Source organism: Enterococcus sp. AZ126, from assembly GCF_051714545.1.
Taxonomy (GTDB): Bacteria; Bacillota; Bacilli; order Lactobacillales; family Enterococcaceae; genus Enterococcus_L.
Map to the genome: position 1 here is coordinate 2,275,530 of NZ_JBIOSB010000001.1, position 12,928 is coordinate 2,288,457.

Annotated in this window: 8 protein-coding genes; 4 read left to right on the forward strand and 4 right to left on the reverse strand. The window is 35.0% G+C overall.

The window, feature by feature from the left end:
* Nucleotides 1–261: 261 nt before the first annotated feature.
* Nucleotides 262–4,578 carry an LPXTG cell wall anchor domain-containing protein gene (locus IGI43_RS10780; protein ID WP_438757804.1) on the reverse strand — a complete coding sequence of 1,439 codons (4,317 nt, stop codon included), beginning with the start codon at nucleotides 4,576–4,578 and terminating at the stop codon, nucleotides 262–264.
* 936 nt (nucleotides 4,579–5,514) lie between these two features.
* On the opposite strand from IGI43_RS10780, the gene IGI43_RS10785 reads away from it, so the two are divergent.
* A complete protein-coding gene (locus IGI43_RS10785; protein WP_438757805.1) occupies nucleotides 5,515–6,342 on the forward strand; it encodes an isocitrate lyase/PEP mutase family protein in 828 nt (275 codons plus the stop codon).
* A gap of 15 nt (nucleotides 6,343–6,357) precedes the next feature.
* The gene (locus tag IGI43_RS10790) at nucleotides 6,358–7,407 is read left to right on the forward strand and encodes a bifunctional transcriptional activator/DNA repair enzyme AdaA (protein WP_438757806.1); all 1,050 of its coding nucleotides are present in this window, start codon (nucleotides 6,358–6,360) and stop codon (nucleotides 7,405–7,407) included.
* Between the two features lie 57 nt (nucleotides 7,408–7,464).
* Here IGI43_RS10790 and IGI43_RS10795 read toward each other — a convergent pair whose 3' ends face one another.
* The 3 genes from IGI43_RS10795 to IGI43_RS10805 form a co-directional block, all read right to left on the reverse strand.
* Nucleotides 7,465–9,093, reverse strand: a complete 1,629-nt coding sequence (locus tag IGI43_RS10795) for a TPM domain-containing protein (protein ID WP_438757807.1) — start codon at nucleotides 9,091–9,093, stop codon at nucleotides 7,465–7,467.
* Between the two features lie 14 nt (nucleotides 9,094–9,107).
* Nucleotides 9,108–9,413: a hypothetical protein gene (locus tag IGI43_RS10800; RefSeq protein ID WP_438757808.1), complete on the reverse strand. Its 306-nt coding sequence runs from the start codon at nucleotides 9,411–9,413 to the stop codon at nucleotides 9,108–9,110.
* 349 nt (nucleotides 9,414–9,762) lie between these two features.
* Nucleotides 9,763–10,497, reverse strand: coding sequence for a LytR/AlgR family response regulator transcription factor (locus IGI43_RS10805; protein WP_438757809.1), 735 nt, complete (start codon nucleotides 10,495–10,497; stop codon nucleotides 9,763–9,765).
* A gap of 248 nt (nucleotides 10,498–10,745) precedes the next feature.
* Between IGI43_RS10805 and IGI43_RS10810 the strand changes: the two genes are divergently transcribed.
* Both IGI43_RS10810 and IGI43_RS10815 read left to right on the forward strand, forming a co-directional pair.
* On the forward strand, nucleotides 10,746–11,453 hold the full coding sequence (locus tag IGI43_RS10810) for a GNAT family N-acetyltransferase (protein WP_438757810.1): 708 nt from the start codon (nucleotides 10,746–10,748) through the stop codon (nucleotides 11,451–11,453).
* Nucleotides 11,454–11,489: 36 nt separating this feature from the next.
* Nucleotides 11,490–12,884 (forward strand): M24 family metallopeptidase, encoded by a 1,395-nt coding sequence (locus IGI43_RS10815; protein WP_438757811.1) that lies wholly within the window; start codon nucleotides 11,490–11,492, stop codon nucleotides 12,882–12,884.
* Nucleotides 12,885–12,928 lie beyond the last annotated feature (44 nt).

Consider the following 12,928-nt stretch of genomic DNA (forward strand, 5'->3'; position numbering starts at 1 on the left):
GTCCCCTTACTAGTGAACCGCCAAAAGCTTACGTCTAAAAAATAGTAGAAATAAATAGTAACTAAAAAAAGGCCAAACGTACATCATCCTGAATTTGAATTACCAAATATCGTTTCGATATCACCACTTTCAAGGCATTTTAGGACTACGGAAACTAGGTCCTTTAAAATAAAAAAACCCAGAGAATCAATCCACTTCGCAATGGTTGATTGATTCTCTGGGCTTTTTGTCATTCTAAAGTATTGAGTAGAAAACTAGAACTTATTTACTATGCTTTCCTTTTTTTCTCTTCCAGAAAAGAAGAGATCCAGCTGCTCCTGCCATTAAGGTCCCCATTCCTTGGCCTGTTAGAGAAGTTTCTGTTCCTGTGTTAGGTAATTTTCTTCCAGAACGAGTATTCGGAAGTTTATTACTTGATGGGTCTATGACTGTATTTGTTTTAGTCCCTTCAGTCACAGGGAAAATTGTTTCTTTCTTTTTCTTAGGAGCTACTAGTGGGACAGAAGCTTCAGGTAGCTTATTTGCTACAGGTGCTATTGCTGCATTTGGTTCAATTGGTGCGATGATGTTGATCGGTTGTTCTACTGCTGGTGCTATAGGATCCACAGCTTCTGGTGCCGTGATTTCTGGAATAACGGGTATTTCGACTTTTGGCACGTTTTCTAACTCTTTTGGCCGTTCCAAAGGATCTACAGCTGTTACTTCTTCTAAATCATTTAATTCAACAGGAGCGTCAGGTTGAATGCTCCCCTCAGCTTCTTCTGTATTTGGCGTCACATCAGTCACGTCTTGTGAAGTACCCAATTCTACAACGGAATCTGTTGGTTTTGATAGAAACTCAGTTGTTAAAGCAGGTAGGTTGATACCTGTGATATCTAAAATTACTTTTGTTGAAGCTGTAGTAGGTGCTAAAGTTTTATTTGTTGGTTCTTCTACCGATTTAACTTCTTTAGGCACGCTAATCCCTATTGGTTCCACAGGTTTTATAGGCATATCAGGAACTATAGGAATATCTGGGGCAGTGAGTTCATAAATTTCTACTTTTTTTAATGTAGGTTTCTTTGCTTCAAAAACAATTGGTTCTGTAACTGGATTAATGATTTTTTGACCATTTATTATCCCAGTATATCCTTGAAAATTACCAAAATAGTAAGTGATCCATTCGTAAATTGAGACTCCATCATCTTCAGAAAAAGGCATATCTGCTAAGTTTTTTAAATTGAAATCAAGTGCTCCTTGGAAGCCACTAACAATTCCATTGGCTTGATTGATAATGGGATCAGTTCTGTTTGTTAAAGTAATATTATTATTAGTTGCTTCGTTAAATGCATCTATTTCTTTTTGGAATTTTTCTCTAGCAGAGGCCCATGTATTAGCCACATTATTCAAATAATCAGAATATAAGGAAGCTTTTTGAATAGCATCTTCTGTTTTTGATTTATAAGTGTTTATGAAGACTTCCCAATCAGCTGTAGTATTTAATGCATACAGATCTTCAACACTGTATCCTATAGGTAAAAAAGCATTAGCACTTTCTTTTTTATCTAAATTAATTTCCAGAGAATTTAGGATAGGTTGCCAAGTGTTGATATAATCATTATTTGGATCACCAATATTATTTGGGCTCCAACCTGCAGTATAGTCATTGAATGCAGTTTGAAAGTCATTATAGTCAATGTAGTATTTTTGATAAGCTTCCGCACTGGCGATATTGTCCTCTACAGTTTTTTCTGCAACTTGAAGATCAGCTAGCAATTGTGTATCAAAATCTATAGGACCATAAGCATTGACTGTATTACCGTTTGGTACAATAGAACTTTCATTGTAAATATCATTTTTTGCTTGATAGTCTTTAATAATTGGCCAGGATTCATCTAATGTTGTAGTTAGTGTGAGTTTAGCTTCATTATATTTAATTTGCCACGTAGCTAATTCAGCTGGAATGTTCTCAAGATTTTCCTGTGTAATTTCATTAGCTGGAAAATCAGCTAGAATTTGATTCATATTATCAACAGCAGCATTTATTACTCCTTCAGCAGTAACAGCTTTCTCATAAGCTAAAAGAGCATCTTTATAAGGTTTTGCAGCAGTGGTAAAACTTTCTGTCGCAAGGTCATACTGACTCTGTAGTTCATTAAAGAGTTCAAGTGCTGTATCATAGTCAGCTTTAAGTGTAGTAAGTTTGCCATTTGCTACTTTATAGGCAGTATTGGCTGCTTCCCACGCATCATTTGCTTTATTGTATGCTGTATCAATGTCAAGGTAGTTTTTATGAAGTTCTGTAAAAGAGTCGTTTAACTGTTCATACTCTGTTAAAACAGCTTGGTACTCCTCATCATGTGCTTTGTGCTCAACCTCAACTTCACCCAACGTGATTTTTGTAGCGTCATAAGTTTTCAGTGTTTCTTCATATTTCGTTTTAAGACCAACATAGTAAGCAGCTAAATCAGTATACTCTTTTTCGCGAAGTACAAAAGAATCTTTCGCTTTTTCGATAGCTTCTGCTGCACTTGTATAAGCTGTTTTGGCAGTTGTATATTCTATGCCCAAATCAGCATATTGTTTCTTTATCTCATTGTAATTTTCCATTGTTTCCGTATATTGTGTTTTTAAACCTGTGTATTGCTTTTGCGTAGTTGCTAATAACTTTTCTAAATGGGTGAAAGATGTTTCTGCTAGTAAAAGATCAGATTTTAACTGTGTTAATTCATTCTTTAGTGTTTGGTATTCAGGGAATAGTCGATCATATTCGTCGCGCGCTTGCTCATATTTTTGGGTAACGTCTTCATATGTTTTGTTTGCTTCAGTATATTTTTCTGTGGTTGCTTCAAAAACGTTTGAGCCCTCTGTAAACTTCGCTAATAGCGTATTATAGGACAAAGTCAGCTGATCAAATTGCGTTTTTATGTCGTCAGATTCTTTAAGTGCTGTTTTATAAGCTATTTCTGTTTCAGTGTAGACAGTCATTACGTGAGTATAGCTGGCACTAATTGTTTGATACTCTTTCTCTAATTGCTGATACTTATTTTTGGCTTGCTCATATTGTGTTACAAGAGAATCGTATTTCAGCTTGATTGCTTGATAAGATGTAGCAATTACTTGATACTCACTTGTTGCCTTTTCATATGCTTTGTTGACTTCTTCAAATTCAGCAGTTAATGAATCTACTTTTTCTTTCAGTTGCTGGTATTCTTTATTCACTTCATTGTAGCGATCATTATTTTCAGTATAGGCAGCCAAAGCAGTAGCGTATTCAACAGTACCTTCTTCATATTGCGTAAGAATTTTTTGTGCAGCTATACGTTTTTCATTGTAGGTATTCAAATCTGTTTCGTAAGCTGTAAGTCTAGTATCATATTCTAATTTTTGTTGGTCGTAAGTTTTCTTATCTATTTCATAGGTTTTTGTTTTTTGCTCAAAAGCAGTCTTTTCAGTTTCGTAGGTCGTGCGTTCGGTCTCATATTGACTGGCTGACTCTTTGAGTTGACTTGATAAGGTATCGTAGTTTATTTTTGCTTCTTCGTACGTTTGTTTAGTTGTTTGGTACTCGTCTTTGATTTTATTGTACTCAGTAAGTTTGTTTTCGTAGTCACTTATTGATTTTTTCAATGTTGATAGACGTTTTTCATACGTCGTTTTTTCAGTGAGATAGTTTTCTTTCTCTTCGTTATACTCAGTTAACAAAGAATTGTATTCCTTGAGTCCTTGATCATATTCTGTTTTGATTTCAGTGTAATCAGCTTTTGCTAGTTCTAGTTCTGACTTTAAGTTGTTGTATGATGTAGTCGCCAGATTGAATTTTTTTGCTTTTGAATCATACTCCGCTTTTTTAGTAGTATAAGTCTCAAGTAGGTCCTCGTAAGAAAGTTTTTGTGCGTTATAATCCTTCAATTGAGATGTATAATTATCGTTTGCTTTGTTATAGGCTGTTTGAACTGTTTTATAAGCTGTCGCGGCATCTTCATAGATCTTACGCTTATTTTCGTACGCAATACGCAAAGTTTCATATTCTTCTCTTTTTTTCTCTGCATCCTTATTTAATGTTTCATAGTCAGTTTGCGCATTTAAATACTTAGTTTGCATGTCAATAAATGTTGCTTCGGACTCTTCGTAAAGATGTTGCTCTGTTTCATAAGCTTCTTTGGCTGTATTGTACTCATCGATATGTGCTTCATAATCAGACTTGTTTTTTTCATATGTAGTCTTACTTGCCTCATAGCTCTTAGTGGCTTTTTGAAATGCTGCAAATTGTGTTTGGTAGGTTTCTTTTAATTCATCTAAAACTGTTTTGAGCTCCTCTGCCGTTTTATACGTTTTATCTGCTTCACTTTTCGATGTATTATAGTCGTTCAATGCAACAGTGTAGCTTTTTTCTGTTTTCTCGTATTCATTTTTTGCAGTTGTATATTCTTCTAATAAAGTCATGTAATCTTTTTCCAAGACTGTTTGAGCTGATTGGGATTGAGTGACTAGTCCGACTGTTGCAGCTAATCCTTGTACAGAAGTACCACCTGAGATGAAAAGTGTACTTGAATATAACAAAAATTTAAACGAACCTTTTCTCCATGAATCATTCATAAAAAAACACGTACCTTCCTTTTTTATCATACTGTTTATATAGTATATATATGAAATCTTTAAGTTTTTTATATATATATAAATGTAATTATACAATAGGTTTAAGTAATTTATTTATCATATTTTTTACTACAATTATAATTTTTTGATAAATAAGGATAAAATATACGCTGAATATAGGAATGATATTTTTCAAGAATAGGTAATTTCGCTCTTTTAAGAAAAAATAGTAAAGTATTTATAGTACGTTTTTCTACTAGGGTATAACGAAATTTATGTATTTTATAATTTAGTTATATCGATTTTGTGTTATAATTATATGGTATACAAACGTTGCAAATTACAATGTTCCGAAAAATTCAGATTTTCACCAAACAATCATACTAAATAAACCGAAATTTCAACACAAAAAAGTCATAAATTCGAGTTATTATATATTCATACCAAACAAACAACCCTAACAAAACACTTTTTCATTTTTTAACTCCTTTTCCCACTCTTCCCCAAAGAGTGGGTTCTTTGTTGTGAATCACTACGATTGGCTACGCCAGAGTAGATGATGAACAATACTTGGCGACCAGAGGGAGAGAAGTCTCCTTACTAGTGGATCACGCCACTTCGTTACGATCGCATTAAAGCACTAAGAATGGAAGGATTACGACTGGTTTTTCCAGAGTAGATGATGAACAATACAAGGCGTGCAAAGGGGGAGAAGTCCCCTTGCGAGAGAATCATGCTACTTTGTTACAATCAGATACTGACGATACAAGGCGTGCAAAGTGAGAGAAGTAACCCTTGTTCGTAAATCGATAGATGATAAAGATAAAAAATAATAGAAGTACATATCAACATAAAAAAATTGATGTTCATTTTTCGAAAGAACCTTTTATAAATTAGCAGTAGACTAAAGAGACAATATGAAGGGATGGATGATCAATGAACGAAACTAAAACAGCACAATTCAAAAAAGCACATAAAAAAGACAAACCACTCGTTTTACTAAATATTTGGGATATTACAAGTGCTCTTGAACTAAAAAAGAAAAAAATCTCGATGATTCCAACTGGTAGTTACGCAATGTCTGATCATTACGGTTATCAGGATGGTGAAAATATGCCTTTTGACGAACTATTAGGTTATATTGAACAGATGGATACAGTTGATAACTACGTCACGGTAGATATCGAATCAGGATATGCCAAGAATTTAATAAATCTGTCAGAGAATATTGAAGCACTTATAAATAGCGGGATTGTTGGGATCAATATTGAAGATAAAAGAGTAAATACAGAAATACTTTATTCCATAGAAGAGCAAAAAGAACGACTACTTTGTATCAAACAAACATGTAGTGCTATGAAAAAAGAGCTATTTATCAATGCTAGAACGGATATGTATTTTATCGGAGATATTGCTAAAAATAATCAAGATGAACAGCTCCTGAACCAAACAATCACACGAATCAACACCTATGAAAAAACAGGAATCGATGGTATTTTTATACCAGGATTAAAAAATAAAGAGCATATCAAGAGAATGACAGCCGAAATAACAGTCCCTCTAAACATCATGCTAGACATTAAAGAAGATTTAATTGCGGATTATCTAAATATAGGAATTTCAAGAATCAGCTTTGGTCCATCGATTTATATGCTTTATAATGAAACTGAAAAGAACGACTTGAATACATTTTATACCTCATTACTAGATGAGCTGATTCAGCGTGAGGAACAGGGTCAAATTGAACTGTTCAGAATAAAGTAGAAAGGGGAAGGCCTGATGATTGATGAAAAGGAAAAGAAGCAGTATTATCAAGCTTTATTGACAAAAGATTCAACCTATGACGGAATTTTCTTTGTTGGTATCAAGTCAACGGGTGTTTTTTGCCACGCAACATGTCCAGCAAGGAAACCTAAATACGAAAACTATACCTTTTATGAAACAGCAGAAGAAGCGCTCTTATCTGGTTACAGGCCATGCAAACGATGCAAGCCATTATCTTATCCGAGAGAAATACCGCCGTTGGTTCAACAAATGGTGGAATTAGTAGAAAAAAATCCAGAAAAGCGCTGGAAAGACCAAGATTTCGCAGAATTAGGCATTCACTCAATGACAGCCAGAAGGCAATTTAAAAAAGTCTATGGCATGACATTTGTTCAATATGCGCGTTCAAGAAGGATGGGTATGGCTTTAAAATCTATTAAGAATGGCGAAAAACGAATTGATACCCAGTTGGATGTGGGCTATGACTCTTCCAGTGGATTCTATGATGCTTTTTCAAAAATCATGGGGAGAAATCCAAAACAATCAAAAGAGATTAAAATAGTCTCTGCAGATTGGATCGATACGATACTTGGACCCATGATGAGTATTGCGGATGACGATTATCTATATTTACTAGAATTTGTTGATCGCCGTGGGTTGGAAAGAGAAATCGAGCGTCTGCGAAATCGAATGAATGTGTCGATTGTTCCAGGGAAGACTAAGATCAATGAGCAGATCAAAGAGGAATTAGCGTTGTATTTTGAGAAGAAGCTGGACAAATTTCAGACACCGTATCTATGCTTAGGTTCTGACTTTCAGAAAAATGTGTGGCAAGCGTTGACGGAAATCAAACGTGGTGAAACGTCTTCTTATAAAGAATTGGCAGCAGCGATTGGAAATCCCAACGGAATGCGAGCAGTTGGGAATGCCAATGGTGCGAATCAATTGGCGATCATTATCCCGTGTCACCGGGTGATCCAGACGGATGGCAGTATAGGTGGATATGGCGGCGGAGTTGAGCGCAAGAAGTGGCTGCTGAAACATGAACAGGAGTATGATTTGTGAGAAAAGAAAGCGGTAGCCACGTCTAAATTGTGGCTACCGCTTCTTATGATCATCTATTTACCAGCCGCCAGAAAAACCGCCTCCGCCTGATGAACCACCGCCACCGGAGCTACTCCCACCACCACTAGAAGATCCGCCAGAATCACTACTTCGGTAGCTTGACGTACTAAAATATTGTAGCGTTTGATAATTTGCTAAATTCATGCCGGGTATGGCACCAAGAAATAAACATTTATCAAGATCCGTGATCGCTTTTTGATAATAGTCAGATTCGATTTTTTTAAAATCCTTCTCACCTTTTTTAAAAGCTTTGGGCAATTCATTTTCAAAATTACCTGCTTCTGTTAAAAAATCTTCTTTACTGGTATCTTGGCCTTTTAACAGATGGTAGGAAACAAGTAAAACTAATAATTTTTCTTTTTGTTTTGTGTAAAATGATTTCGATACATGCTCTTTGACGTAAACTTGCACAATCTTTCTCGTTTCCATGAAAGCAACTCTGGCTTGAACGATTCTTTGTAAAATTTCTAAGTAGTCATTATCTGATTGCTTCAGTTGTAAGTGTAGTTGTTCTTTTGCGTGATTGATTTTCTGTGGGTCTGTGAGGAAATCGCCTAAATATTGGAAATACGCTTCATAGTAACGCTCGCTGATTTCTAAACACATGGTACAATACGTTAGCTTGTTGGCTGGGGTGAGATGATGCATACGATATTTACCAAGTTGTGTTGCATAATCGATGACCTCGCTTGTAAATAAAATTTTAGCTAAGTAGCGTTGTGACGCTTTATATTTATCAAAATTGGCTAGAATCAATACCCAAATAGGCACTTCTTTAATATAAAACATAATCGCTTTTTCTCTCACCGCTACTTTACCGAGCCAACGTACCTGTAATTCTTGGCTAGAATCAAATAGAGGCATCTTCAAAAGCCGTTTTTCTAAGAAACTCCTAAAGGAAAGGAAGCCGATAAACAGAGATACAGCAACAAGGAGCGAAAGGACAAAATGATCCATGATAAAAGCAAAAGCGCTCCCAATATAGTTCGAAATATTCTTTTTTGGTTCTACATAGTGGTATTGATCGTCATCATAAGAGTTATCTGCCTGTTTCAGATCTTGAACTTCATTTTTAGCTGCTTCGTAATTGCCATAACGTTCATTCACGATCGTTATAATATTGTGGCTGATGATAGTCAAGCCTTGATCATACTTTTCCTCACGAAACAATTGTTCCACGCTTGTAGGCACAATGTCACGCTTCATACTATCTGTGATCACGTCTTCTAAACCATACCCAACTTCTAAACGATATTTTCGGTCAGAGACTGCAATGACAAATAAAAAGCCATTATCCAAGACCTTATCGCCGATGCCTAATGTTTGAAAGGTTTCATCTGCGTAAGTTTCGAGCGTTTCGTTTTTAGGTAATTTCTTGATGGTTTTTAAAACAAATTGCGGGCTGCCAGGTAGTTGCTGGAAATCTAATTCGTTTGCTTGGATGATCATTTGTTTTGTTTCCTCACTTAATAGACCAGCTTGATCGTCGACGAAGAAACTTTCGGCTGAGCTGGTTTGTGGGGTGGAGAGAGTGAATAGGAAGAGGGTAGTGAGAAATAGGATTGTTTTAAAAAGGTTTGCTTTGGTAAAGTGTGTGATTTTTTTATGTGTGTGATTTGAGTTCATTTTGCTCCTTATGATCATTTATTTATCTTTTCTATTTTGTGATGCACATGTTCGAGCTCTATTAATATAGGATCGCTATAATTCCCTGTATCATCAACAAAATGTCTTGTTAAATCCATGATATTAACATTACTAATAATGTTTTCACCACCGTCGATTTGTTCTAAAATATGGTTTATGGAACGTTCAATTCTAGCTAAGCTATAGTTTGAATTGTCGTTTGTATGATTGATCTTAATTAATTCTAAAACTTGTTTACAATGATATTCAATATTTTTTAGATTACGAAATTTAATTTTATTACTTACCGTTGAGAACAATTCTTCACTTCCAATCTAATAAAGGGACTTCTAAGGACTGAGGATCTTCTTCTATAAAACCTAACCTGGTAACATATATCTGTTTATTTAAATCTCTCAATATTAAATAATTAATTATTCTATAAACTTCTAATTCTTGTTCGTTTGTCAATTGTATTTGTTGTATGGCCATTAAAACCCTTAAACGCGTTTCTTATGGCTTTAATTCATTTGAGAAAATGAAAATACGCATTTTTCTGATCAACGGCTTAATCGATATAACATAACAAAAAAATCAGAATAAAAGAGTGAATCCTCTGTTCTGATTTTCAATTGATCTAGCCTATCAGTCCTATTTGAAAAAGAGCCATTATAATTTCCTTGTTTTTAGAAATGCTGTATATGTTTTTTTTGTTTCATCTTTAAATGTCCTACTCATCGGTAAAGCAGTCGTTCTTTTTTGTCTCGCTTCATTTTCTAGATGTGTAACAAATACTTCATTTTTAATGATTTTAACAATATAATTTAAGTTCACCACATAACTTCCATGTATCCTAGTAAATATATTTGTATCTAACTTGTCTAGGATTTCAGTCATTGTCAAATATGTTTTGTAAATTTTTTCAGTTGTGTGGATATAGGCGATACGACCGCTTTTAGCGATATAAACGATTTCATTCATTGTTAGTACAATAAGCTTTCGATTAAAAGAAAACTCAAAGTAAGCATCAATGGTATTAAAATAATTTTTTGCTCGGTCCATTGTTTCTAGTAGACAGTCATCAGAAACTGGCTTCACTAAATAATCAAACGCGTGGACTTTGAATACATCAGGCATGCGTTGAATATCATTAGATAAAAAAATAATCAATGCATCTAAATCGAAACTGCGTATCTGTTGCGCTAATGCAATGCCATCTATTTCATTTAGCTCAATAGAAATGAAGTAGATGGTATAATTTTCATCAATTTTCTTGAGATGCCTAACTAACTTTTCCCCATTACTAAAAAAATCACATTCACATTCTTGAGAAGTATGTAGATGTATAATTTTTTCGATTTTTCCCATTTCTCTTTGGTTGTTATCACACAATGCAATCTTCAATGTCTCATCTCCCTTGAGTTTCAGATTCGAAATGTATGTTTATATAATATTTATAATTTTTTGCTTTCTTTTTTTATCAATTCTAATCATATCATATTTTTATTGTAGAAATTCTCAAAAATTTTACTGAAATCCGTTATTTTAGAAAATTTGCTATAAATGCTTATTTTAATGGAAGTAAGTAACGCTGGTTATACAATTTTTCGTCTATTTTTGTTACACTAGAGTAATAGACAGGAGGGGAAGCGATGAAAGAAAAGACTCAATACAATCAATACAACCAACCAATCGGCTATCCAGTAAACAATTGGGCTAAAAGAAATTATCCGAAAAAAATAATTCTAGAAGGTAGTTACTGTCGATTAGAAAAAATCGACCCATTTAAGCATTTAGATGACTTATATCATGTTTATGGACCAGAAAGTAATCCCCAAAATTGGACCTATTTACCAATGGCATCTTTTGAGAATAAAATAGAGTTTTCAGCGTATCTCACCTCAATTAGTCAGTCACAAGATCCTTTTCACTATGCAATTATTGATAAAATAAGTGATAAAGCGCTCGGAACAGTGGCTTTGATGCGAATCGATGCAGATCATGGAACAATTGAAGTTGGTTTTGTTATTTATTCTGATCAGTTGAAAAAGACGAGAATAGCCACAGAAGCACAATATCTTTTAGCTTGTTATGCGCTAGATGAATTAGGCTATCGACGCTATGAATGGAAGTGCGATGCGTTAAATGAACCTTCTAAACATGCAGCGTTGCGGTTAGGGTTTGTTTTTGAAGGAATTTTTCGTAATGCGACAGTTTATAAAGAACGTAATCGAGATACTGCTTGGTTTTCTATTATTGAAAGTGAATGGCCAAAAAGAAAGGCTCGGATGGCCTCTTGGTTATCTTTTTCCAATTTTAATGAACATGGTGAACAAAAAAGACGTCTGGATGAGTTTTAAGTATAAAAATAATTTATTTGAAGGGAATTCAATGAAATGAAAAAGCCAGAAGTTCAATTAACAAAAATTTCTAAGCCAGTGATTTTTACAAATGTGGCGCCAACTTTTTTAACTGATAAAACGATGGATGAGCGAAAGCAAAAAGTATTATATAATATGAAAGCAGAAGGGTTTGACGCTTTAGTAATCTATGCAGACAAAGAGCACGGAGGAAACTTTGAATATTTAACAGGGTTTATTCCACGGTTTGAAGAAGGATTGCTTGTATTAGAGGCTACAGGTGAATGTACACTGATCCTTGGAAATGAGAACCTGAAAATGGCGAAAGTTTCCCGAATCGACAATAAATTGATTCATTCTCCGCTGTTTTCTTTACCAAATCAACCGATGGATAATGAAGCAAGGCTTGAAGAGATATTTGAACATGTCGGTTTATCTAGTAAAAATAAGATCGGCGTTGTTGGCTGGAAAATGTTTACGACGACGGAATCAGATAATGATGCTTATTTTGATTTACCATATTTTATTATTCAAGCACTTTTAACAAGTAAAAACGAACAAGCAGTGCTTAAAAATGCAGCGCATCTATTTATTAGAGGTGATAAGGGTGCACGTACGACGAATAATGCGAATGAAATTGCGCACTATGAGTATGGCGCAAATCTGTCTTCCAGCTGTATGCTAAATGCGATGGATGCAGTTGAAATCGGTGTAACGGAAGCGAGCATAGGGAATGAACTGACTGGGGAAGGGCAAACCAATACCGTTGTAACGATTGCTGCAACAGGGCAACGTTTTGAATATGGGAATGTCTATCCAACACATAAGCAAGTAAAATTGGGAGATCCATTATCTTTAACGACTGCATTCAAAGGCGGTCTATCAAGTCGAACAGGATTTGTGGTAGAAAATCAGGCGCAGTTACCAGAGGCACAGCAGGATTACTTAGAGAGAGTTGCCAAGCCTTACTATCAAGCTGTTGCGACTTGGTTAGAGACGATAAAAATCGGAATGCCGGGCAAAGAGCTCTACCAAACGATTGAAACAGTTTTTCCTCAAGCGGAGTACCATTGGCATCTGAATCCAGGACATTTAGTATCAGATGAAGAATGGATGTCTTCACCAATATATGCTGACTCTGTGGAACGTTTGAAGAGCGGCATGATTTTACAAATTGATATTATTCCATCTGTGGCAGGGTACACAGGAGTAAGTGCGGAAGAATGTGTTGCCTTAGCAGATAAAAAATTACAACAACAAATCCAAGAAAATTATCCAGAGCTATGGCAACGTATCATGACAAGAAAAAATTACATTAAAGAAACACTGCAGATTGATCTAAGTGAAGATATTATTCCGATGTCTAACACGGTTGGGTATTTAAGACCATTTTATCTGGCAAAGGATCAAGCTTTTCGATGGGCTAAATAGTAAGAAGAAAGAAGGGTGTGAGACAAAAGGAACAGTCACTTTTG